19 protein-coding genes and 1 tRNA gene are annotated in these 23,920 nt (G+C 34.5%); 9 read left to right on the forward strand and 11 right to left on the reverse strand.

Annotated elements, in window-relative coordinates:
* Nucleotides 1-10 precede the first annotated feature (10 nt).
* The 4 genes from F1Z66_RS11070 to F1Z66_RS11085 all read right to left on the reverse strand — a co-directional run bounded on the left by F1Z66_RS11070 (nucleotide 11) and on the right by F1Z66_RS11085 (nucleotide 6,204).
* A complete protein-coding gene (locus F1Z66_RS11070; protein ID WP_149863685.1) occupies nucleotides 11-4,576 on the reverse strand; it encodes a COG1361 S-layer family protein in 4,566 nt (1,521 codons plus the stop codon).
* Between the two features lie 60 nt (nucleotides 4,577-4,636).
* Nucleotides 4,637-4,852, reverse strand: a complete 216-nt coding sequence (locus tag F1Z66_RS11075; protein ID WP_149863686.1) for a hypothetical protein — start codon at nucleotides 4,850-4,852, stop codon at nucleotides 4,637-4,639.
* 545 nt (nucleotides 4,853-5,397) lie between these two features.
* Entirely contained in the window at nucleotides 5,398-5,952 is a 555-nt protein-coding gene (locus F1Z66_RS11080) for a cob(I)yrinic acid a,c-diamide adenosyltransferase (protein WP_149863687.1), read from the reverse strand.
* Between the two features lie 63 nt (nucleotides 5,953-6,015).
* Nucleotides 6,016-6,204, reverse strand: coding sequence for a hypothetical protein (locus F1Z66_RS11085; RefSeq protein ID WP_149863688.1), 189 nt, complete (start codon nucleotides 6,202-6,204; stop codon nucleotides 6,016-6,018).
* A 146-nt stretch (nucleotides 6,205-6,350) separates the two neighbouring features.
* Between F1Z66_RS11085 and F1Z66_RS11090 the strand changes: the two genes are divergently transcribed.
* Nucleotides 6,351-6,446, forward strand: a tRNA-Phe gene (locus F1Z66_RS11090).
* A 182-nt stretch (nucleotides 6,447-6,628) separates the two neighbouring features.
* Complete coding sequence (locus F1Z66_RS15600) at nucleotides 6,629-6,805, forward strand: hypothetical protein (RefSeq protein ID WP_154670554.1); 177 nt, start codon at nucleotides 6,629-6,631, stop codon at nucleotides 6,803-6,805.
* Between the two features lie 5 nt (nucleotides 6,806-6,810).
* On the opposite strand, the gene F1Z66_RS11095 is transcribed toward F1Z66_RS15600, so the two are convergent.
* Nucleotides 6,811-7,059 carry an Lrp/AsnC ligand binding domain-containing protein gene (locus F1Z66_RS11095; protein ID WP_149863689.1) on the reverse strand — a complete coding sequence of 83 codons (249 nt, stop codon included), beginning with the start codon at nucleotides 7,057-7,059 and terminating at the stop codon, nucleotides 6,811-6,813.
* Between the two features lie 85 nt (nucleotides 7,060-7,144).
* On the opposite strand from F1Z66_RS11095, the gene F1Z66_RS11100 reads away from it, so the two are divergent.
* Nucleotides 7,145-8,026: a hypothetical protein gene (locus F1Z66_RS11100; RefSeq protein WP_149863690.1), complete on the forward strand. Its 882-nt coding sequence runs from the start codon at nucleotides 7,145-7,147 to the stop codon at nucleotides 8,024-8,026.
* Between the two features lie 556 nt (nucleotides 8,027-8,582).
* Here F1Z66_RS11100 and F1Z66_RS11105 read toward each other — a convergent pair.
* Nucleotides 8,583-8,765 carry a hypothetical protein gene (locus F1Z66_RS11105; RefSeq protein WP_149863691.1) on the reverse strand — a complete coding sequence of 61 codons (183 nt, stop codon included), beginning with the start codon at nucleotides 8,763-8,765 and terminating at the stop codon, nucleotides 8,583-8,585.
* 590 nt (nucleotides 8,766-9,355) lie between these two features.
* Between F1Z66_RS11105 and ilvA the strand changes: the two genes are divergently transcribed.
* Nucleotides 9,356-10,531, forward strand: coding sequence for a threonine ammonia-lyase (gene ilvA, locus F1Z66_RS11110; RefSeq protein WP_230207531.1), 1,176 nt, complete (start codon nucleotides 9,356-9,358; stop codon nucleotides 10,529-10,531).
* Between the two features lie 46 nt (nucleotides 10,532-10,577).
* On the opposite strand, the gene F1Z66_RS11115 is transcribed toward ilvA, so the two are convergent.
* Together F1Z66_RS11115 and F1Z66_RS11120 are read right to left on the reverse strand one after the other, a co-directional pair.
* Nucleotides 10,578-11,975, reverse strand: coding sequence for a hydroxymethylglutaryl-CoA synthase family protein (locus F1Z66_RS11115; RefSeq protein WP_149863693.1), 1,398 nt, complete (start codon nucleotides 11,973-11,975; stop codon nucleotides 10,578-10,580).
* A 91-nt stretch (nucleotides 11,976-12,066) separates the two neighbouring features.
* Complete coding sequence (locus tag F1Z66_RS11120) at nucleotides 12,067-13,212, reverse strand: CofH family radical SAM protein (RefSeq protein ID WP_149863694.1); 1,146 nt, start codon at nucleotides 13,210-13,212, stop codon at nucleotides 12,067-12,069.
* Between the two features lie 82 nt (nucleotides 13,213-13,294).
* Here F1Z66_RS11120 and F1Z66_RS11125 point away from each other — a divergent pair, with 82 nt between their 5' ends.
* Nucleotides 13,295-14,395, forward strand: coding sequence for a radical SAM protein (locus F1Z66_RS11125; RefSeq protein WP_149863695.1), 1,101 nt, complete (start codon nucleotides 13,295-13,297; stop codon nucleotides 14,393-14,395).
* Between the two features lie 35 nt (nucleotides 14,396-14,430).
* Here F1Z66_RS11125 and F1Z66_RS11130 read toward each other — a convergent pair whose 3' ends face one another.
* The gene (locus tag F1Z66_RS11130) at nucleotides 14,431-15,264 is read right to left on the reverse strand and encodes a menaquinone biosynthesis family protein (RefSeq protein WP_149863696.1); all 834 of its coding nucleotides are present in this window, start codon (nucleotides 15,262-15,264) and stop codon (nucleotides 14,431-14,433) included.
* A 305-nt stretch (nucleotides 15,265-15,569) separates the two neighbouring features.
* Here F1Z66_RS11130 and F1Z66_RS11135 point away from each other — a divergent pair, with 305 nt between their 5' ends.
* The 3 genes from F1Z66_RS11135 to F1Z66_RS11145 all read left to right on the forward strand — a co-directional run bounded on the left by F1Z66_RS11135 (nucleotide 15,570) and on the right by F1Z66_RS11145 (nucleotide 18,459).
* Nucleotides 15,570-15,902 carry a hypothetical protein gene (locus F1Z66_RS11135; RefSeq protein ID WP_149863697.1) on the forward strand — a complete coding sequence of 111 codons (333 nt, stop codon included), beginning with the start codon at nucleotides 15,570-15,572 and terminating at the stop codon, nucleotides 15,900-15,902.
* Nucleotides 15,893-16,189, forward strand: coding sequence for a hypothetical protein (locus F1Z66_RS11140; RefSeq protein WP_149863698.1), 297 nt, complete (start codon nucleotides 15,893-15,895; stop codon nucleotides 16,187-16,189). The genes F1Z66_RS11135 and F1Z66_RS11140 overlap by 10 nt, the downstream gene beginning before the upstream one ends.
* 65 nt (nucleotides 16,190-16,254) lie before the next feature.
* Complete coding sequence (locus F1Z66_RS11145) at nucleotides 16,255-18,459, forward strand: elongation factor EF-2 (RefSeq protein WP_149863699.1); 2,205 nt, start codon at nucleotides 16,255-16,257, stop codon at nucleotides 18,457-18,459.
* A 35-nt stretch (nucleotides 18,460-18,494) separates the two neighbouring features.
* Here F1Z66_RS11145 and F1Z66_RS11150 read toward each other — a convergent pair whose 3' ends face one another.
* On the reverse strand, nucleotides 18,495-19,448 hold the full coding sequence (locus F1Z66_RS11150) for a hypothetical protein (protein WP_149863700.1): 954 nt from the start codon (nucleotides 19,446-19,448) through the stop codon (nucleotides 18,495-18,497).
* 503 nt (nucleotides 19,449-19,951) lie between these two features.
* Here F1Z66_RS11150 and F1Z66_RS11155 point away from each other — a divergent pair.
* Nucleotides 19,952-23,086 carry a leucine--tRNA ligase gene (locus F1Z66_RS11155; RefSeq protein ID WP_159357612.1) on the forward strand — a complete coding sequence of 1,045 codons (3,135 nt, stop codon included), beginning with the start codon at nucleotides 19,952-19,954 and terminating at the stop codon, nucleotides 23,084-23,086.
* Nucleotides 23,087-23,379: 293 nt separating this feature from the next.
* On the opposite strand, the gene F1Z66_RS11160 is transcribed toward F1Z66_RS11155, so the two are convergent.
* Nucleotides 23,380-23,847 (reverse strand): hypothetical protein, encoded by a 468-nt coding sequence (locus F1Z66_RS11160; RefSeq protein ID WP_149863702.1) that lies wholly within the window; start codon nucleotides 23,845-23,847, stop codon nucleotides 23,380-23,382.
* Nucleotides 23,848-23,920 lie beyond the last annotated feature (73 nt).

Consider the following 23,920-nt stretch of genomic DNA (forward strand, 5'->3'; position numbering starts at 1 on the left):
AAGATTGTAATTATTTTTTGAGGTTTTTATCATCTCCTTTTTTTACATTATCTCCTTTTTTTACATTATCTAACAAATCGATAAAACTTGTACCCTCTCCGATTTTCTTATTATTCTTTAAATGTTTTGCATTCCTTTTTTTTCTGACGCGTCTTATAATGAGTAACGCTATTATTATTACTGCTATAATCATAATCAAGCCGATTGGGTTGGATGGAGATAAGTATTCACCTATTCCCTGATTTTCATTTATGTTATTCTTTGGGAGATCAATATAAACTATACTGCTTGAATAGACGGTATAAAGATTTCTCAAATCATCGTAGTATTCAATTTTTAGAGGTACCAAATAGTTTCCAGATGCTGATTTATTACTAGTTGATAGGGGAATGTTGAAAGGTAACGGGGAATCTTCTTCCAAGTCGCCCAGATATTGGGGAGTAGTGGATTGAGGACTTACTATCCGTAAACCAGTTATGTTTTCGCCTTTTTGAGCCAACTTGTCTATTTCCTTATCCAATCTAATTTTATCAGTTATCAATTCTACAGTGGTGAATAACCCTCCTGTATTTCCTTTGTTTAATAGACTACCCACGGCGTTTAATACACCGCCAATATTGTCTACTGAAACATCATTTACACTAACGTCAATATCACCTACAACGTTAGCTCCAATATTGAATGAATTATTCTTTAGTTGACCATTACTTATGTATTCTATAGATACTTTGAATGAGACTGGGTTGTTTATCAAAGAAGTTGAGGCGAAAATTTTAGTTGATAAACTTAGTGTGGACCCAGAGGCAATGGTACCGATGTTCCATTTAGAATTTCCAAGGATCTCTAATGAGCCTGAATTAACTGATAGGGTTACAACAGCATTACGGATTTCATTGTTGTTATTATTAGAGATATTGAATTTAAAATCATCTATCTTACCTGCGGTAATGAAAACAGTTTGGCTATTTAGACTTGATGAAGGTTGAGTTTTAGGGGAACTTGGAGGTTGATTCGTTTTATTTGGATCATTTATTGTTGTGAAAGTAATTCGGTCTCTATCATTGGTATCAAAATGCAATGGAAACATCTCACTTTCTTTTTCACCGGACACAAAAATAGAATTCTCAATCAACTTCTCTGATGGAGTTTGACCTAATTTGCTGGCCGATACACTTAGGCCACCATCAGTATTGTTTGCTGGATTGCTAGGCGATACACTTAGGCCACCTTCGGGTGGATTGGGAAGTATCCTAAAGCCTATTGTTTTGTCTACCGAATTAGAAATTCCAACCGGATTTACGTAGGTGATTCTAAGGATAACTTTTTGTAAACTTTCTACAGAATTCATGGAGGGGATGATATTTACGACAAACTCTGCAGATCCACCTGGGGGAATTGTTTTCAAATTAAACGTACTTTGTCCAGTGTTAATCAGCGGCATAGACGCACTATCTTCTTGTAAATCTTCGAAAGAAGAATCGTTACCGGTAATTTGACTTGAGGAAGAATCAGCAACAACCGTTTGATCTGATTCAGATAGCTGCAATATGGATCCAGTTGCAGCCGCTGTACCTCTATTATGAATAATAATCTTCACTGGATTATTTATGCCTGGTTCTAAGTCAGTAATATTAGCAGTTGCATCCAAAATAGGAACACCAGTAAGATAAAATGGAATCTTGATTTCTTGGGTTCGGTAAGTCCCGATCTGGGTATCTGGTACCTTGAAGTAGTAAATGGTCAATTCTCCTGTATGTGCACCTATCCTCGCTGATTCTAATACGTTAACTTTGAAATACAGCGTGAAGGTTTGCCCCGATTTGATAAGATTCCCATTTGAAGCTATAGCAGTGGAATTATCTGGGAGTGGCAATCCGGAGGATATGACTGGTACTGCGCCATTATCTTTCTCAAATCCACCTGGAAGTTTCAAATATCCTGTTATTCCATTGATGTCAGAGAATCCGTTATTTGATAATTCTACCGCCAGTATAGATCTACCATCTCCTGGTGCCACTGCCTTCTGTATTGTAGATTTGGTAAATGAACTCGATGTTGAAGCAGAATTACTCTGGAGGGGTGCATCCACCGCCCAATATGAATCAACGAATCCATTATTAACACTGGAGGTTTCACCACCATTCAAAATCGCACTGTCGACTAGAAGCGGGTATGAAGCTTTTATTTCTTTGGTTTCCTGTACACTATCAGTGAACGTTATCCTTAGAGGAAGCATTATTGTATGAGCAGATTCTGAGTTACTGTTTGTTATATTATTTTTCCATAGATTATAGAATTTGAAAATATCAGATTCGGATAGAGGTATGCTAAATGGAATCGGTTGGTTTACAGGCAAATCTCCCAGATACTCCCCAAGGCTGGAATCTGGATTCGTAAAATATGTTTTGGATTGCTGATTACCCTGAGTTAAGGAGGTGCCGTCTTCAACTATATTAATCTTTGAGAATTTAGCGATGAAATTCCCTTGATTAAGAACATTACCGACCAGATTATAAGTATTTCCTATGGGGCGTATTTGCAGATCGTTAATGGTTGGTTTTATTTCACCTTTTACAATAGCACCAAGACTAAATGTGGATGTCTTAATTTCTTGGTTATTTTTTAAATACTGAACTTTGACCGTAAAGAAGATGGGATTTCCTATCAACGAAGGTGCCGCGAATACACTTGTCGTAATAGTATTTGGTCCATCGTTTAAATTGGGGATATTCCAAACGGAGTTGCCCACTATTTTAACTGATGGAGATTGAGGCGATATCGTTACACCCAAGTCTGAAATTAAATTATTATTATTATTATTATTATTTTCAAAGTTATTTAAGCTGAAGCTTATATTTTGAACCTTACCAGCAACTATTTCTAATTGTTTGTTACTTGAATTTGGGCTTTGAGTACTAATTGGTTTGAGACCTGCCATCAATTTTCCTTGATCAAAAGGAGTGTATACAGTGCTCATAGGGAAAGACTGATATGGGTAGATGTTAGCAACTGTGGTAATTTTTGACTGTTCTGAAGTCTGCAATAGGTTTTTTATACCTGACTGTAGAACGTTACCTGACTGAAAGTAATTTCCATTTTCAGAATTAGAATTGGCGGGTGATACATAAAAGTCATTTTGAGGAGATGTTGGGACTACTTGTACACCCATCAAGTGGTTTACAGTTTTCTTATTTCCGTAGGCGTCATTATATGAAACTCGAATATCTATATTCTGGAGTGAATTCCCAGAGGATGCTGGTGGAAATATCACAGGATCAATTTTAAACTGTTGCTGGGGTGATATAGTTCCAATATCAAAAACCGTATTTCCAAGATTGATATACGGGACTTGAGTGGATGTTCTACTGGATGATATCGTAGAATTGTCTTGACTGTCTGAAGCAACGCCGCTGTTGGTTATTTGGGTATTACTATTTAGAACTTCCACGGTTACACCTGTAGCAACTGCACTGCCTACGTTGTTAATATCAATATTCAAGGTATTAGCCGAGCCTGCCTTCGCATTAAGTATATCTAAACCCATGTTTGGATTTCTAACACCATAACCATTTAGATTCGGAGCTATTGATCCAACATCTGCGCCCTTTATTTCGATCAAAACTTTGCCTGTCAACCTAAAAGGCACTTCAATATTTGCGGTTCGAAAATCCTTTTTAGACTGTTCGGTAAGTTTAAAATATTTTATTTTTAACTCCCCATGATATTCCTTACCTATTTGCGTGTTACTAGAGATATTTACTGGAAAGTACAACACAAATGATTGTCCAGCTTTTACAACTCCATTGTAAGAAGATATGGCAGTATCTGAGTCTACATTATCAGGAGTCACCAATGCCTTGAACCCTTTTGGAAAATCAAAATATCCCTTTACGCCTGAAATATCTGAAAAACCTTGATTGATGACAGTTACTGCCAATACTGAATTCCCTTCACCTGGTCCTACTTCTTGACGCGCTACCGGTGGCATTTGTTGTGCGGTTACCTGCCCGGACGAAATGCTTGCAACAACGGTTTCTGGAGCAACATTATTTGTCCAATATGAATCCACAAATGTGAGTTTGACTGGGCCTTTTATGTTTCGAGGGCCATTCTGATTATTCTGATTATTCTGATTATTGTGGCCTGAATTGTCATTATGATGTTCATCTTTATCTTCATAAGACTTGGTTTTATGATGGACCTTAACATAAGTAGAGTCTCCTCTACTTTCATCATTTGCATTTGTGTCAACTTCATTAGATTCTGATTTCGAATTAAAGTCTTCTTCCGAATTCTCTACACCAATATGTTTTACATGAGTAATCTCTGAATTGGTCACAATATTATTAACATCATTAGTTTCTTCATCTGCTAGATCAGATTTGATTGTGCTTTCCTTTTCGGAAACTATCTCAGATTCAGGTCCCGTAGTGAAGTCTTTCATAGAATCCATGTTAAGGAGCGATTGAGATGATACTTCAATGGGTAATTGAATTAGCGATGGGTCTTCAGAAAATCCATTTACTGAGGAAAGTAAGTGCACTGGAATAACGCTATTGCTTATTAATAGAATCATAAGCGCAATTGATTGTATTGAAAAATTACAATAATTTATAGATTTTAGCCACATCAATTATCACGTTACAAAATCAAAGTTATAATTTGACTTTGAAAATGAAATAATCCCACATTTAGTTTTTCTAAAATTCACAATAGAGTTTAGTAAATTTCCTATAGTTTCTTCAGACCTGCATGTATTTCTGTTTGAAATATATTTTACAATTTTATGAAAAACATTACTATCATTCTTAACTAGAGTAATCAAAGTACTTTCAATAATCTCAGTATTCAAATTTATTTTCCAGCACAAATAATATATTTAAGAATTTAGTATATTTGAGACTGAAGATTCGAGTAGGTTCGTACATAAACCTTTAGTGCTACCAAATGGTCGTTTGATATGGGGTTTCAATTAGAAAATCGAATTCGTTATTAATGTATAACACAGATATTATGCATTAAATTTGAATGGATGAATGCAAAAAATGCCAGAAAAATAAACTAGTCTCTATAACAATTTTTTTTGACTATTATGGATTCTTGTATAAATTGTTTGAAAATATTACTTTGTCATATTGTCAAAGCACTTCTCGCAAGGATGATTCAAATTCTCATAAAATATCTTCGCTGATGTTTTTTATCATGTGAAACAGAAGTTCCAGCCGACGAAAATTGCATGTTATATGGAAGGTTGAATGTTCCTCTCTTTTATGAATTTAATATTGTTTTTCAAATGGATATCATGATAGATTCTAGGAAAAGAAGAGAACCTCAAATTAATCAAACTATGCTGAATAATTTCTACATGCCTTATCCTTGTTTCAATTAAAACCTTTTTTACTTACTCTTCCAAATGATATCTGGTTTACCTAATATTTTGTTAAATGACCTTGCCATCACAAAGAATAAATCTGAAAGTCTATTTATATAAATATACGCATATTCACTAATCTCTCCTTTTTGATACAAATATACCATCGATAATTCAGCTCTGCGTATTATAGTTCTCACTATATGACTTTGCGATGCCTGAATTGTACCGCCAGGCAGTATAAATGAACTTAATGGGTCCAAGTTCGCTTCTAATTCATCTATTTTCTTTTCTATCTTTTTTATTTCATCTAACGTTATCCTGGGAAAATCGTTTCTGCTTTTACTGGGATTCGCCAAGTCGCTTCCAAGTAAAAATAATTGATCCTGAATTGAAAGTAGTAGCATTTTAATTTCACGCAGTTTTTCTTCTTTTTCTGTTAAAGAAATCAGCATTCCAACCTGACTGTTGACCTCATCCACAAGTCCATAAGATTCTATTCTTTTGCTGGACTTATCTACCCTAGTTCCATCAAAAAGACTAGTTTTTCCCTTATCACCGGTTTTAGTGTAGATCTTCATCTTGGGTTAATTACGGATAAAATAGATTTTCTTATTCCAAGTTTAATATAACGTTGAAATTATTCAATACGCATGGACTTCAGCTTTATGTTCTCTGAGATACTTCTTTTTCTTAAATCTCTCACTACATTTGTCACATTTAAAGGGATTTTCAAATTCCAAAAGAAAGCGTTTCCTTTTTTCTTCTGGACTCTCTAATACTGACGATGATGATTCATTAGCCGTACCATCTAACTCATTCTCATTTGTCATAGCTAACCCTTTTAAATATACTCATTTATTTATTTGGATTGAGATTAATTCTTATCGAACATTTCAACAGAAGTTTACTATATTCTCAAACCCAGCTTTGAGTAAAGCAATAATATATATTATATAATATAATGCTTTTAGATTGTGCCGTCGTAGCTCAGCCTGGAAGAGCACTCGACTGTGATATCTACAGGGTGAAGCTGAAGACCGAGCTGTCGTGAGCTCAAATCTCACCGGCGGCACTCTGATACTATAAGGTGTATAAAACATAATCAGGAACATCAAAAGAATATTTTGTACCCATAAGAAATGCTTTGCTTATCGTAGATATGATGATTTTGAATTTATCGAATTTTTCGTATGCAATGAATGTGGATCGACTTTAGATACTTTAAGAGGATATGACGAGGATATGAGGGGTTAAATGAAAATATCTGACATTGATATTCAGATACTTTTGTTTTTGTGGTGCCTAGGGGCTGGAATCTCGGGAATAGCATTATTGGTTCCAATCTATGAAATATTTGTAATAGTAGGTTCTGTAGGTTGGGTCCTGGTTGGACTAAGTACTTTTTTGATCTTTCTACATATCAAGAAGTAGTAAATTTATCCCCTTCCGCCCTGTTCAGGAATCGAAACTAATGTTACAGTTGAGGTAATTCCGTTAATCTTTCTGATGCTATTTGTTATAGTGTTATTCATTTCATCTACTGTATCAGTTTGAATTTTAACGAACATGTCATGTACGCCATACGTGCCGCGAATCTCCTTAACTTGCTGAATTTGAGAAATTTGTTTTATAATTTCCTCTTCTTTGCCCAATATACAATTAATTAATATATAAGCTGTAGGCATGAGATATCTTTTTGATTATGATATTTTAACCTATTGGAGGTATCATTGGTTCATACATAAATAGGGAATAACTATATGTATTCCAGTGCGCCTTCCAATAAAAGAAAAGGGAAAGAATAGAGATCAAATTGGTTGGATAAATGAGTTTAATTATATATTACAAGGCTCTTTTGAATCGCTCGTTAAAAATATTATGTATACCTTTAAGACTAAAGTCATGTTGGCCGATTTTTCGGTGATTGAAGTCGTTTCATTTGACCCTAATAAAATAGTTAAAGCCCTTTCTTCAATTGAAGTTGAAATGAATCGACATTCGGGAAATTGGCAAATAGTCGGTGTCCAATCTACCAAGTCTGATGACCTAAGGAGAATCTATCTTCAACTCAGCCTAGAAATTGATAAATATTATTTTTATGTCTATATGGGCATACAATTTCATTCTTTATTATATTATCAAGCTAATAAAGAGGTTATCAGACTTTCCAAAAAGATTAGAGAGTTGGAAGAGACTAATTACCTTACAAAAAATGAAATTACTACTGAAGGTAATAAGATAATTCGTGAAGAATTAGAAAAATTAGGATATAAGGATAGTGATAATTCTCTGTTATTTGAAGAATTATTTACCAAAAATGAGTTGACACAAAGCTTAATTGAAAAAGCATCAAACATCGAAAAAAACTATCCGTCTATTGAAAAGAATGAAAAAACGATTACTGAATTAAAGTCTCAATTGAATTCATTTGTAGTTGAAGCTTATCAGATGAATTTGGCCACACTTGACCAAAATAAAATGCTGCAAGGGGAGGAGGGGGTAGTTTTTTATATAGATTTTGAAATGTTTAAGAATAAAAAAACAAAAGATCGAACTTCAGTTATTAATTTTGACAAAATACCGAGAGAAATAATAGACAAAATGAAAATGGAATTTGATCACCTGCAAAATATACTTAACCAGACAAACTGAAAATGCAATATATTATCAATCCGTTTCTTAATTCTTATTTTCAGATTACGTTATTTATTTATTTAACACACTAATGATTAATGCAAGAAATGTTTTTCCTCAAATAAAATCGTTTATTCATGTAATATCAATTAAAGACCTATACACTTGTGACAAATAAGTATCCACTGAAAATCACTACAATGTTTCTTGGGATAGAGGGATAATGCCCGTATTCTTGCCATATTTGAAACGATTTTACAGATTGAATGTTTCAAAATAGAATAAATTTTTATATTGCCAGAAGTTGATATCAATTCTTATCCAAGGTTACTATACAAATAAGTTTGGTTTTTGCAAACGTCTCAATCAAGAAATGATAATCCTCAAAATGATTTTATTTAAGATATTGAATGTATATTTGGTATCAAAATACAAATTCGTGGACGCTTTGATAAAAATGGCGTGATTCTGACTGAAAAAAAACACTTTTACTTGCATTCAAGTATGGGGATGTATTTATTCAAATAAACTGTGGATCTATTTAATAATCTAATATTGACTGTCTAGATATTCGTTATATATCTAGTATCAAATTCTTAAATTGAGAACAATCAAAATTAATGAGAATTTTATTTTTGCATTTCTTTGCTGCGTATACATGTAGGTTGAAACCTTTTCCTACAGGAATGAATTCTAACCAAGTATTGATGTAAATTAATTCACCATTATTTGATGATAGTAAAGATTTCGGAGACACCTCGAATTTCCACAATTAGAATAATTGGATATCACTACCTTAATTCGACATGAACACTCACCTTACGATCTCTAGTAAGGCCGTAACTAAATTTCTTATTGACCATAAGTATATTGTTCCTTTTATGATTATTGCAGTTAGACTTTTGATATGAATCTGTTTTTTAATCCGGCTAAATGATAAAACATCCAAGGCAATGACTACTGCACATATGATTTATTGATGGAACAATAGGTATTGATCATACTATATAAAGTATGTTGAATATTCTAAGACAAGTTATTAAGTCACTATTAACTAGCATGCAATGCCGATCTAGGAATAGAGATAGAAATAATAGTAATTGTTATAGATATCTCTATTTCTAGATTAATTAGGCAATGAATATTTAGTAATTTTAATATGGTCTTTTGCTACATTCTTTTTTCTGAAGTCTGTTTGTTGAGTCAAAAACTTAAAGGCCTTTACTAGGCTTTAAGCACTAATCCTCAAATATTAACTAAACTTAAATTAACCACGCTTTTAAAATTCTACTGAGTATAGACATTTCCAAAGTAAATCTAGATAATATCAAAGAAGCACAAAAATTATTGCCTAAATCAGGTATTAGAAAGATTGACCTAATTAGATCTAGTACTTTTTCTAACCTTTGTGGAAAAAATATTTACTTAAAATTGGAGTGTTATCAGAAAACAGGTTCTTTCAAAGTAAGAGGTGCCGTTACGATGATCGAAAGATTAGGGAAAGAATCAAGAAAATGCGGTATTGTTGCTGCATCAGCAGGCAATCATGCACAGGGTGTCGCTTATGCTTCGGCAATGAATCAGATAAGTTGTAAGATAATAATGCCCAAAAACGCCTCTCCTGCCAAAGTTGCTGCAACAAGATCATATGGCGCAGAAGTCATACTTGAAGGAAACAATTATGATGAATCTTCTCTTATTGCACATCAAATATCTGAAAAGGAAGGCAGAACATTAATTCCTGCTTTTGACCACCCTGATGTCATTGCCGGTCAAGGTACAGTTGGTTTGGAAATTATAGAGGATTTAAAAAAAGTGGACGAAATATATGTTCCAGTTGGTGGTGGTGGACTAATAGCCGGAACCGCCATTGCTGCTAAATCATTAAACCCTAAAATAAAAATTATAGGTGTTGAATCAAATGCATTTCCCTCAATGCAAAAATCAATAAGAAAAGGTAGAATATGTAACATACAAAAAGGCCATACAATCGCAGATGGAATTTCTGTAAAATCCCCTGGAAAACTTACGTTTAAAATCATCAAAGAATATGTTGATGAGATAGTAGTGGTAGACGACTTGGCAATTGTAAAAACTATGTTTTTATTGATGGAACGTGCAAAAATTGTTACGGAACCTGCTGGGGCAGCTTCATTAGCTTATTTAATATCTAATAAGAAAAAAATAACACACAACCAGAATGTAGTCTCTATTCTCTCAGGGGGTAATGTAGATATGTATCTCCTCGGACAGGTCGTGGCAAAAGGTTTGATGCAAACAGGAAGGATGATAAAAATTTTCATTGAATTAACCGATAAACCTGGAGCACTTAAGAGAATAGTAGACGAAATTGCATTAGCAAATATCAATATAGTGGAAGTTGTTCACGACAGGTTGAGTTCTAATATCTCTGCTGGAACCGCAGGAGTATATCTCAGTCTAGAGTTGGAGAATAAGGAACAATCTAAACTCTTAGTTACCTTGTTTGACAAACATCAAATAAAATACAAATTGATAAAATAAAGAGGATTAAAAAATTAAGAATTCTTGTTGAATCTAACTATTGGATTTAAGATGCGTAACAATATTCCCTAAAACCTGCCCGATCAGCAGTGCTACCACCTATGTTTACAAGTATAAATTCATCTTCGGCATTCAGGAAAGCTTGATCGAACTTTCGAGTATTCTTGTGCAATTTTTCGTAGTCTTCTATAGAAATTTTAGTCCTTGGTCCGATATCTTTATCTAGGTTCATTCGGGATACCAACTCTTTGTATCCTTCTTGCACGACCCCAGAAAATACCATAGCACTACATCCACTACCATATGAACCAAAACCAATCCTTTTATCGAAAAGATCTACATTTTTTAAGAATTCAAACTCTAATAAACTCCTCAAACCCATATACATAGATGCAGTATACAAATTTCCTATTAGAGCAGAAGCTTGAAGTGATGATGCCATTTTTTTTTCAAAAACATCTCTATAATGCTGAGTTTTCATAAACTCCCGCCTGAATTTTTCATCTGCTTTCATGAACTCTACATCTGCAAGAATGGATTCTATTGTTCCACGGGGATCCTTAGGAACCGGCTCATCAGTTCCGATTTCTTCTATTATTTTCTTCCACCTAGGTAAATGTCTCCATTCATGTCTTAACAAATAAGCAAGTGCCTTCTCCCCCATTCTCCTATAAGGCAGGTGAACACTAATGTAATCGATGTGATCCGTAATTGATTCATTTTCGCCTAATTTTATTAATCCACTTTTAATGGCCTTATCTTTATACATCTCCAACGCTTTTCGTACTTGGATTAGGTAAAGTAAATTAGAATATAGTCCATTGACCAGGGGGGTCTCTTTACCAAAAGGCCTATAAAAGTCGTATTCATTCTTTATTATAGTAGAAGTAACTTTTTCATCAAAAGCAAGTAATCTGGGATTTTCCTTGATTAACAAGGCAACGGCACCAGCTCCTTGAGTGTATTCACCTGCTGATCCTATGTCATACTTTGCTATGTCACTTACAATTACGATAGCGGCTTTGTCACTACTTTCCCCTGCTCTTATCCAATTCGTATTGTCATATAGTGCATAAGAACCACTAACACACGCAAATTTACATTCTATGCCGCCTGCGTGTTCTAAAGTACTCTCCCCATAAACTTGTTCTAACATGCCTATCACAAAGGAATTCATGGCTTTTGACTCATCCAGACCAGATTCTGTGGCTACATAAACCCTCCCGATATCCTGTGGACGGAGATCATTATTTTTCATTAATCTCATACAAGCATTAGCTGCCATACTGGCAGGGTCTTGATTAGCATCAGCCAACGCCATTTTTCTTATTCCGATACCATATTCTAATTTCTGGGGATCAATACCTCTGGCTTCCGCAAAGTCTTTATAGTCAATGTAAAGCTTCGGAACATAGATAGCCATATCATCTATTCCAACTGGCACAATTGTAATTTTTACCCAAATACATTTATAAACCTATTTATAATCGTGACTCCTCTCGACAACATTCCCTCATACTATAGGAAAAAATGAATCAAAAATGTTTTATTACTTCGTAATTATTTCTTCGTTCCACAGGAATATATCCCATTGCTTTAATAGCATTTATTATATTTTGAGCCAATAATTCAGTGGATCTTGCTCCGGTAGCGCTTACCACCTCTTCGCCTATCAAAGTCCCACCAAAATCGTCTGATCCATGATAAATGGCCAACTGTGCCATTCCAATCCCGTTGGTCAGCCAAGAAGATTGGAGATGATCGATCAATCCTTTAAATACTATTCTTGAAACAGATATCATTTTCAAGAGTTCAAATCCACCCATTGGAAATTGAACTATGCCGGACTCATTTATCTCGGTATTGTTTGGTTCAAAACTCCATGGGATAAAAGCCATAAATCCTTTTGTTTTTTTCTGAAGTTCCGCAATTTTTATAATATGCCTAGCTCTCTGTTCAATGGATTCTACGGTTCCATACATCATTGTAGCAGATGACTTGATTCCAAGATCATGAGCCGTTTCCATGATATCAAGCCAAGTCTGACTCGAAATTTTGAGTGGACTTATAATTTCCTTGACTTCATCGACTAGTATCTCTGCACCAGCCCCTGGAAGAGATTCTAACCCTGCATGTTTTAATCTAGATAGAACCTCTCTTGGGGAACTTTTGTCTACTCGTGATATCATATCTATCTCAGAAGCAGATAGCCCATGGATTGCAACATCAGGACACTTTGTTCGAATACTATTAAACACATCTTCAAAGTACTCTGTATTTAATTTTGGATTGTGTCCACCCTGGAAAAGCACTTGCTTTATGTCATAATTAGTTTTGGCAAATACAATCCTGTTCAAGATTTCTTCTTTACTAACAGTATAAGATTCCTTATGACCCGGTGGCCTATAAAAAGCGCAGAATTTGCAGTAAGTAACACAAACATTTGTGTAATTTAAAATAATATTATTTATGAATGAAACCTTCTTACCATAAAGATCTTCTCGGATTTTATTTCCTATCAATCCCAACCTCTGGATTTCATGAGTCTTTAGAAGGAAAACGAGGTCATTTATCTTAAACTCATTATCGGACAAAATCTCAGTTACGGTGTCTTCAATTTCTGAGCCTTTGAGAATATTATGACTTAATTGGGTGTTTTGCAATGAGTAAGTTACCTTCATCTTCGTACAATTTAATCTTTGATTTTTTATTTTTTTGACTTGTTTAAAAGCACTTATATTTTTTAATTAGGTAGTATCTTCATTGTCTAACCTACTATTGAAGCCGACTTCTTCTCTAGAGAAAGCGATAAATGGTGAAGAACTTTCATTTAAGGACGGCGTTGACCTGCTTAAAAATGAAAGCTTATTTTTATTAGGTAACGCTGCTGATCAACTTCGAAAGAAGATTCGCGGTGATGACGTTACTTTTGTTTCCTCGTATTATCTGAATTATACAAACATTTGTGCAGCTAGCTGTCAACTATGTGCCTTTTATCGTAAAGAAAAAGATGATGATGCGTATACTTTAACAAATGAACAAATGGTTTTGAGAGCCAAAATGGCGGTTAACGATCTTCACGCCACGGAATTACATATTGTTGGCGGATTTCACCCAAAGTTAAACCTTGAATACTATGAAGGAATGTTCAAGTCGATAAAACAGAACTTTCCAAAAGTAATAATCAAGGCATTGACTCCCGCAGAAATATTTTTTATTTCGAAGGTAACAAAAAACTCTGTTAAGGAAGTATTAATTCGACTTCAGGAAGCGGGCTTAGATGCTCTTCCTGGTGGAGGGGCTGAGATTTTTAACAAAGCAACTAGGGATAAAATCGTTTTAGGCAAATGTTCGGGAGAAGAATGGTTGGACACTGCCTATCAAGCTCACAAAATCGGACTAAGGGGAAATTGTACTATGCTTTTTGGACATATAGAAACTCCCGAGGACATTGTAGACCACATCCTCCGGATAAGAGAGTTAAATAAGAAAACAGGTGGTTTTACGACCTTTATCCCTTTAAAATTTAGTCTTGAAAACACTCAGCTTGAAAAGCAGCACACAATCATGGCAGAGAGTCCATCAACGTATGATTTAAGAATCATAGCCTTATCTCGACTCTTACTAGGTAACGTGTTGAACAATGTTTCTGTTTATTGGATTGCCTTGGGTAAGAAGCTTGCACAAGTAGCATTATGTTATGGTGGAAATGACCTAGTAGGAACTGCCTTCTCTGAAGAAATATTTAAGGCGGCGGGTAAACCAAATCAAATTACATTAAACGAATTAAGATATCTGGTAAAAGAGATAGGGAGAACACCTGTACAGAGAGATACATTCTTTAATACACTAAATAGGATTTAAATTAATTCAGACGTAGAAGAAAGAAAAAAATACGCTTATGAAGCAAATTGTATTTGAATTTCTTTGTCTATTATGCCATTTTCTCGTGCTAGCTTAAATAATGTAATAATGGACTTTTTCCCTTCTTCCTTCATATCAACAGTATAGTCATTCACGTACATTTTTACAAATTTCGTCAAAGTTGTTTTTTCTGTTCCCCTACCATATCTTGAAGCAAAGTCAATTGCTTCGTCCAAATGTTCCAAACCATAGATTATCGAATTTTTTAAAAGCCTATCGAAATCTCTTATACGGTCGTTCCTTAAAAGTCGTCTGCTGGCGACATTAATTCCAAGTGGGACAGGTAAACCGTTAGTTTTGTCATGCCACCAAATACCAAGATCAAAGATTCTACTCAAACTCTGAGATTGATATGTAAGTTGAGATTCATGAATCACAAGACCATAGTCAATTTCATTTCTATTCAAAGATTCTGGTATTTGACTGAATAGGATCTCCTTACATTTTAATTTGCCAAATGCCAAGGTCATAAGCAAGTACGCTGATGTCAAATATCCTGGGATCCCAATCAAACCATTATTCAAATTATCCAATGATCTGTTTTTTGAAACTATAATTGGGCCATAGTTAATACCGAAGCTTCCGCCACTTGACAAGATAGAATAATCTTCTAGGACTTTCATTGCATGGGCAGATATTGCTGTAACTTCCAAATCATGATTTAAGGCACTTTTATTGAGTTTTTCAATGTCTTCAACACAGTGAATTATTTTAAAATCCATCATAGGGATAAGTTCGTTTTCGATGGCATAAAACATGAAGGCATCGTCGGCGTCAGGAGTATGACCTACTCTGATCTCTTCTACCATAATCTAATTATTCTCTACAACAATAGTTGCTATATAAATGGTGATCATGGATTAGTAAGATTAAAACTTTAGAAATCCATTCGGTCATATTGAGGTAGCTTTCAAAAGTTGATGGTCATTTTCTCTAAAATTGACATCCTAAACTCTATAGAGAAACTATTAATTTCATCGGCCACAAGATAACTGATTGAATATTGTTTGTATCTCAAAGGAAAAGTTTAGTTGGACTAATAAGTTTAAGTTGAGATATAACGGCTCTGTTAACTTAAGAAAATGATATAGCTGGAAGATACTCTATTTCAGTTATGAACATCAAAAGAAACAGAACACCTTCTTTAGATATTGACCATGCTTTGTATTTGTACTTTCTTGGTTTATCAACTAGAAGTGTTTCCAAAGCAATATTTCATCTAAACAAAGTAAAGAGAAGTCATGTTGCAATCTGGAAATGGATTCAAAAATATACCCCTCAGAAGATATCAATCAAGAGGAAAAGGATCTCAGAATTTATCATAGATGAGACATTGATTAAAGTTGGATCCGAGTATATTTGGTTATGGGTTACAATTGAACCCGAAAACATGGAAATTCTCGCACTTCTTTTGCTAATAAATCTAAGGAAAGAAACATGCTTGTAGCCGAAAGATTCCTTGATGGTTTGATTAAGATTCACGGAAAACACGGTGTATCTACTGATGGTGGTAGATGGTATCCTCAAGCATGTCGATTCCTGAAACTAAAACATCATATCCATTCCTCATTGGAGAAAAGCCTTATCGAGAGAACTACGCAATATCTAAAGGATAGAACTGAAAGTTTCGATGATTATTTTCCGTGTAGAATAAAGAATTGCAAGTTGAAGCACGTAAGTAACTGGTTGAATATGTTTTCAGATTATCATAACAAGGAGGTGAACAACGCTTAAGTTAACAGCACCGATATAACACAAGGAAGGTTTAATAACCGTAGAAAAACTTTTTTGGAATATAGATGCCCAAGTTTAAATCGACTCAGGATATTCTTAGGATAATTGGAAATAAAGACCAAATAAGAAATTTTGGTGTTATTGCACACGTAGACCATGGTAAAACTACCATGAGTGATAGTCTTTTAGCTGCATCTGGGATTATATCTCCTAGTGTAGCAGGTCAAGCTCTTGCCCTTGACTCCATGAAATTGGAACAAAATAGGCAAATGACCATTAGAGGGGCTAACGTGACACTGTTTTATGAAAATGATGACGGAAAAGATTTTGTTATCAATATGATAGATACCCCTGGACACATTGACTTTACCGGTCGAGTCACAAGAGCACTTAGGGCTATTGACGGTGTAGTTGTGGTATCTGATTCGGTGGAGGGGATAATGACTCAAACTGAAACAGTCACAAGACAAGCTTTGGAGGAGAGAGTAAGACCCGTGTTATATATCAATAAGATAGACAGATTAGTAAAGGAATTGAGATTGGATCCGGCAGCCATGCAAAAGTGGTTGTCCAATATCATTGCAGAATTTAATAGGTTAGTAGACTTGTATGCTGAGCCTGAGTTAAAAGAAAAGTGGAAGGTAAGCATACAGGGTAACACAGTTGCTTTCGGCTCTGCCAAAGATCGTTGGGGTTTCAACTTTAAAGTAGCTCAAAAGAAAGGGATAAGCTTCAAGGATGTATATGATGCTTATACTTCTACAGATCCATCATCCATCAAGAAATTGTCGGAGAGAGCTCCCCTACATGATGCTGTATTGGGGATGGTAGTTGAACATCATCCTCCTCCTCACGTGGCCCAAAAATATAGAATTCCGAAGATTTGGCCTGGGGACTTGGACTCTGATATTGGTAAAGCATTGGTAAATTGTGATGAGAAGGGACCTGCGCTGATGATGGTTACCACTATTAACGTTGATCCTCAAGCTGGTCGAGTTGCAACAGGAAGATTATTTTCAGGTACGATCAAAGATGGGGATGAAGTCTATTTGATCGATGCAAAAAGGAATGGAAAAGTTCAGTCAGTTAATATTTACATGGGGAATACAAGAGAAGTCGTTAGTGTATTGCCTTGTGGTAATATTCCTGCGTTACTAGGTCTGGACTATGCAGTGGCGGGAGAAACAATCTCCTCTGTCAAGAATGTAAATGCATTTGAGTCTATAAAGTACGTTTCAGAACCTGTAGTTACTATAGCTGTAGAGCCTAAACATCCGAAGGACTTGCCTAAATTGGTTGAAGGTTTGAGGAGAATAACGGTGGAAGATCCAAACTTGATAGTAAAAATTAATGAGGAAACTGGAGAAACGTTGATGGCAGGAATGGGTGTTTTGCATCTTGAAATTGCGACATCCTTATTGCAAGAAGCCGGATTAGATATTAAAACTACTCAACCTCTCATCAATTATCGTGAGACTATTAAAGGAAAAGCTGGTCCAATAATGAGCAAATCTCCAAACAAACATAACAAGATCTTCCTCCGAGTCGAGCCCTTGAGCGAAGAAATAATTGAGATGATTCGGACTGGTCAACTACGCGAGGATATGGATAAGAAAGAAATGGCTCGATTGTTAAGAGAAAAAGGTTGGAGTTCAGACGAAGCCCGAAGTGTGGTAACTGTCGATCCAAGTGGCAACATGCTGGCAGATGAAACTAAGGGTGTTCAGTTCATTCAAGAGTCAATGGATTCAATCAAATCTGGATTTGATGACGTTATACATTCTGGTCCTATCGCGCAGGAAGCAGTCAGAGGACTAAAATTTGTATTACACCATTTTGTTCCCCATGAGGACCCAGCTCACAGGGGTTTAGCACAATTAATGCCTGCATCTAGAAGAGCAATGCTAGGGGCAATGCTAATCGCAGATCCTGTATTGCTGGAGCCTATTTTGGGTATTGAGGTAAAATGCCCTCAGGAACAAATAGGGACAGTTGCTGGTATTCTGTCAGGCAAAAGGGGAAAATTGTTAAATGTCGATCAAAAAGGGGTGATAGCAATCATATTAGGTGAAGTTCCAGCATCTGAAACTTTTGATCTGTCGGAAACGATGAGAGGTGGAACAGCTGGAAAAGCCATGTGGAGTACATATTTTAAGACTTGGCAAGCGGTACCCCAGTCTGTTATAAAGAATTTGGTTACCGATATTAGAAAACGAAAGGGAATAAATCCGGAACCACCATCTCCAGATGAATTTATAGACAAGGAATAAGGTAAAACCATCCTCTTTTTTTAAAATATATTTAATCAAATATTGCATGAATTTGTGTATGTTTTTTGTAGCATCTTCCCCATCAGGATCAAAGAACCCAACAGTAGTGGGATACTTATTACCACAAAAAGGATTTGATATGAGTTTAGAGATGCAAATAATACCAAAGAACTAAATCCTGCGATTGAATAAAATAAACTTCCAGTACATGTGGGACAGCCTACAAACAATCCTGTAGAAATACCTAAAGCTCCCAAAAAATTTTTTCTCGATATCTTTGCGTACTTGTACCGGTACAAAATGAATATGTTTAATGCCACGTTTAATCCAACTAAGGTCGATATTGTAATCCCTATTAACAGATTAAGAGGAATCAATAAAATTGAAAAGTTTGCACTTAGTTTGAGAATTAACATTGGCATGTAACCAATATAGTTACAACAAATTATTAGCTGGTAATCTGGATATACTATGGGCTTTGATTCAATGGCATTTTCAGATCCTTCAGTTGCCTGATTCTGCATTTTTATATTATTATTGTGATTTGTATGAAGCATATTGCCCTGTTCCGCAGGCTTTGGCGAGGGTAACAATGTGAAAATAGTTGTTTCGTTTATGAAGTAGATAAACATGTTTGACAGAAAAGCAAAGAAAATGAAATATGCTATTGCAGAAATCAAAAATAGTATTTTGTATTTTAGAACTCTAAATGGCAATTGGATTTGATACAAAAATGAACTCGGACTCTTCTCTTGGTATAATCGAGAAAAGTAGTATCTAAAAATGCTCAAATAAAAAAGAACCATGCAGGAAATAAAAGAAACGAAAACAATTTCAGCAAAAGTGTGCAATGATTTGCTAAGATAAATATCTTGATCGGGTGAAGTCATTGTAGAGTAAAGGAATAAGATTGCAAACATAACTGCACAGATCGCAGTAGGCACAACTATTCCGTTCTTATATTTTGAATAGTACTTTGACTTTTCCACAGTTATCTTAGAGTTGTTAAAGCGTCAAATTAAGCGTTTCATCATATAATTTAACTTCATGCTATATCAAAATTAAAAACTTAATAGAAAAAGTTCTTTGCATTATTAAATAAAAAATAACTTTTTTTTCATCTGGTTCACCTCACCATTTATAAAACACATTTTGATCCAATTAATTTTGGTTGATAAATCTATTAGCCAGGTGGAGTAATATCATATGTGGTCTTGAATTTTTGAAATCTTGAAACTTATGTAATAGTATTTTCACATTGTTGATTAAGGTCCAGTATTGTTATATTAAATTGTCCAGTCGAGAGGGGGAAATCCAGTTTGTAATGATAATATAAAAAAGAAAAATATTTTTTTATTCTTTCTCTTCTCTTCTTTTTTTGCAATTTGCAAAGAAAAATACAAATTGTTATAAATATACTATATGATTTCTAATAATTGCTTATTCCTAATTTTCAAATAACGGGGCGTAATACGATGAATTAGAGTAAGAATTGTCCGAGGAGACTAACATGTGGAATAATATCGAAAAAAAGTGGCTTGACAATTGGGAAAAAAATCTGACAAACACATCAGATCCTGATCCCAATCAAAAAAAATATTTTATCACTGTTGCATATCCTTACCCTAACTCTCCTCAGCATATTGGCCATGGAAGAACCTATACAATAGCAGATACTCATGCAAGATATAAAAAATTAAGAGGGTATAACGTATTATTTCCCATGGCATTCCATTACACTGGAACCCCCATTCTTGGAATGTCTAAAAGAGTGATTGCTGGTGACAGAGAGATAATAGAGAATTTTAAGAGCATATATAAAATTGAAGATAAAATAATAGAAACCTTCAGAGATCCACTAGAAATTGCCAAATATTTTCATGAGGAAATCAAAAAAGGCATGATGGAAATGGGATATTCAATTGATTGGAGAAGAGAATTTACAACAATTGACCCTGTTTATAAGAAATTTATTGCTTGGCAATTTGAAACTTTGAAGCGTCTAGGGGTTATAGAGCAAGGTTCTCATCCGGTTGGCTGGTGTCCAAATGATAATAATCCTGTTAGCCAGCACGATACACTAGGCGACGTTGAACCCGCCTTCACTGAATATACCATGGTTAAATTTAAACTAACTGATGAGGACATTTACCTACCAACAGCAACTTTGAGACCCGAAACTCTATTTGGTGTAACTAATTTGTGGATTAATCCGACATTCGAGTACTTGGTTGTCAGGATAAACGAAAAAGAAAAATGGATCATGACTGAAGAATCTTTCAATAAACTAAGGTTTTTAAATTTTTCTGTTGAAATAGTCAGAACAATACAAGGCAGTGAAATTGCAGAAAGATTTGTGGAAAATCCTATCGATGGCTCAAAAATACCAGTTTTGCCTGCAAGGTTTGTTACCTCTGATGAGGGTAGTGGAATTGTAATGTCTGTCCCAGCGCATGCTCCATTTGACATGCAAGCACTAATTGATCTAAAGAGGAGTCAGACCACAAATAGATTAAAAGACATTGTACCAATCACAATCATAGAGTCAAATTTAAAAGGTGAGATATCTTCTGTAGGAATGGATGCCAACCCTAAAGGCGATGGCACGCAAACTGCCGCTGGTTTCAGCCTCAGTGATCTTGATATTCCTTCGCTCGTAATGCTGAAGAAATACTCAATCAAAGAACAATCCGATCCAAATTTAGAGAAAGCAACTTCTGACTTGTATTCTTTAGAATTTTACTCGGGAAAAATGAATAACTCTGTTCTTAATTATTCTGGGATGCCAGTCCCAAAGGCTAGGGACGAAGTTAAATTCGATCTATTGCGTCAGAACAAGGCTATTTTATTTTACGAACTGACTAACAAACCGGTGATTTGTAGATGTGGAACAAAGTGTTATGTGAAATTGCTAGACAACCAATGGTTTCTAAATTATGGTAATCCAAAATGGAAAAGGAATGCTTTTGAATGCTTAGAATCAATGGAAATCCTTCCTGAAGAAATAATTAGGGAATTTAAAAATGTATTCGATTGGCTTAAAGTTAGAGCTTGTGCTAGAAAATCTGGTCTAGGAACCCCTCTGCCTTGGGATACTGATTGGATTATTGAAAGCTTGTCAGATTCCGTAATTTACATGATTTATTACCTTGTTGCAAAGTATGTTAACCTCTACAATTTAGAAAATTATCTTCATTTAATTGATAATTCTTTCTTTGATTATATTTTATTAAACAAACCTGAAGAATATTTTAAAGAGGAATTAGTTAAACCTGATAAGGAGTTTTCCCAAAGTTCAGATTTAAAAAAAAGTGACAACACTGAATTGGCAGAATTTAAAGCATTAGCAAATAATATCAAGAATGAATTTGATTATTACTATCCTTTGGATTCGAGGCATTCTGGAAGAGATTTGGTACCAAATCACTTGTCTTTTTTCATTTTTAACCACTCAATAATCTTTCAAAAATCTCAATGGCCTAAGCAGATTGTGGTAAATGGTTCAGTCTTGATGGATGGCAAAAAAATGTCAAAATCCATGGGTAACACCATCCCGTTAAGATCTACTATCAGACAGTTTAGTGCTGATTCAATCAGGGTTGCAATGTTGATTCTTGGGGAATTGCTACAGGACGTTGATTTTTCTTTTACGACTTTAAGAGGTATATATACGAGATTAAATGAAATATTTTATTTTGGTAAAGCGTTCTTAAACGAAAATAAACAGTGGATAAAAGATATTTCATTTGAAGATTACCTTCGCTCTCAAGAAAAAAACAATCTCAACTTAGAAGATCTATGGCTGCTGCACAGACTAAATTCAACCATCACTGAAATATCAGGCGCTTTAGATGAAATGCGGATCAGGGATTCATTAAATAACGTTTTATATTTAATGGACAAAGACTTTGAATGGTATAAGAAAAGGAAATTAAGTAAATTGGGTTCAAATTTGGAATCAAACCGTGTTTACAAAGAAATTACCTATTTATTCTTAAAAGTCAGGATAATAATGTTATCTCCTTTTTGTCCATTTCTTACAGAGGAACTTTGGGCTTTAATTGACAAGAATGGCAAATCAGTTTTTAACGGCAACTGGCCATTACCAAATCCCATTTTTAATAACTACACTACTGAGGAAAATGAAAGACATATCACTAATATTTTGAATGACCTTGAAAAAATCCTAAAAGTAACGAAGAATTCTAATCCTGAGAGAGTGTACATATACCTAAGTTCCAAACAAAAGACTATATTATATCATAAGATACTCGAAATAGTAAAAGATACAAATTCAAGAAACTTTGGCTTGATTATGAAAACCCTCCTATCAGATACATCTCTAACTTCCGATCAGAAAAAATTCATTCAGCAAAATAGCGAGTTAATTAAAAAAATGAATCAAGACTTGCTGTCTTTATCACCAAGTGAATTACTAAATAGGCAGAAAATGAATAATTTTGACGAATTATTGCCGTTACAAGATGCAAAAAGTCTGTTAGCAAAAGAAATTGGGATTAAAGAAAGCAATTTTGTTATATATTCGGAGGACGAACCGGGAATTATTGATCCTAAAAATAAAGCCCGAATTTCTCGTCCATTTAAGCCAGCACTTTACGTGGAATGAATTTATCCAATACCTAAATTTTTTTATGGTTAACTTATGCCCCCAAAAAATCAGTATATTCTTATTTTTCGTAAATACATAATTAATGTTATGATATTTGCAAGTAATACAATTTAAGTTATGGTAAACGTTTATTTGCAGGGATTTTATCCTTGTATCTCATGCCCGGAAGGAATTAACAATTTGCATCAATAACCCTTCTTAAATCAACAAGAAGTTACTATCTTTAATATCATATTGATAGCTTTTCTAATAATAGTTACCATCCAAAAATAAATATATAATTTATGTAATTAATTGTGAAACTTTAAAGTTTCTATAATATTTTGCAATCTAGTTTGTGTTTCTTGCGAATCAAACTTCTCTGCCTTATCTTGAAAAGCCAACAAATATCCTTGCCCATCCTGAGATATCAGATATCTCTTAACCTTGAAGTTGCCTCCATCCTTGGGAATGATAGTTGTTGTTTGGACAATTTTGCTGGCATTTATCCTTACTTTATCTGAGTTTAAATCTTCTATTATAATTTCATTTTTGTCAAGAGATGACCTCAGTCCATTCTCTAGTCCGAAATACCTTAATCCAATATTCGCCTCAGGTGATAATTTTAATAACTTGAATTGAAAATCACCATGTCTGAGACCTAATCCAAGATCAGAATTTGACTCGGTGTCCTTTGCATCCAAGATTAGCAATGAATCGTAAAAAAACGAAATGCCTAATTCCTGGTTGTAGTATTTCTTGAATAGTTGTTCTTCCATTATTTTTCTAATTTATTGTTATTTGTGGGTCATGGTTTTTAAAACATACCGTATTTTTCATTAAAGAGATTTT

This window comes from Candidatus Nitrosocosmicus agrestis, assembly GCF_008389435.1.
Classification (GTDB): Archaea; Thermoproteota; Nitrososphaeria; order Nitrososphaerales; family Nitrososphaeraceae; genus Nitrosocosmicus; species Nitrosocosmicus agrestis.

Bases quoted from the DNA above. Each gene is read 5' to 3' on its own strand.
- F1Z66_RS11135 (WP_149863697.1), top strand. From the start codon at position 15,570: ATGAACATCAAAAGAAACAGAACACCTTCTTTAGATATTGACCATGCT.
- F1Z66_RS11145 (WP_149863699.1), top strand. From the start codon at position 16,255: ATGCCCAAGTTTAAATCGACTCAGGATATTCTTAGGATAATTGGAAAT.
- F1Z66_RS11140 (WP_149863698.1), top strand. From the start codon at position 15,893: ATGCTTGTAGCCGAAAGATTCCTTGATGGTTTGATTAAGATTCACGGA.
- F1Z66_RS11160 (WP_149863702.1), bottom strand. From the start codon at position 23,847: ATGGAAGAACAACTATTCAAGAAATACTACAACCAGGAATTAGGCATT.
- F1Z66_RS11085 (WP_149863688.1), bottom strand. From the start codon at position 6,204: ATGACAAATGAGAATGAGTTAGATGGTACGGCTAATGAATCATCATCG.
- F1Z66_RS11095 (WP_149863689.1), bottom strand. From the start codon at position 7,059: ATGCCTACAGCTTATATATTAATTAATTGTATATTGGGCAAAGAAGAG.
- F1Z66_RS15600 (WP_154670554.1), top strand. From the start codon at position 6,629: ATGAAAATATCTGACATTGATATTCAGATACTTTTGTTTTTGTGGTGC.
- F1Z66_RS11070 (WP_149863685.1), bottom strand. From the start codon at position 4,576: ATGATTCTATTAATAAGCAATAGCGTTATTCCAGTGCACTTACTTTCC.
- F1Z66_RS11120 (WP_149863694.1), bottom strand. From the start codon at position 13,212: ATGAAGGTAACTTACTCATTGCAAAACACCCAATTAAGTCATAATATT.
- F1Z66_RS11080 (WP_149863687.1), bottom strand. From the start codon at position 5,952: ATGAAGATCTACACTAAAACCGGTGATAAGGGAAAAACTAGTCTTTTT.
- F1Z66_RS11130 (WP_149863696.1), bottom strand. From the start codon at position 15,264: ATGGTAGAAGAGATCAGAGTAGGTCATACTCCTGACGCCGACGATGCC.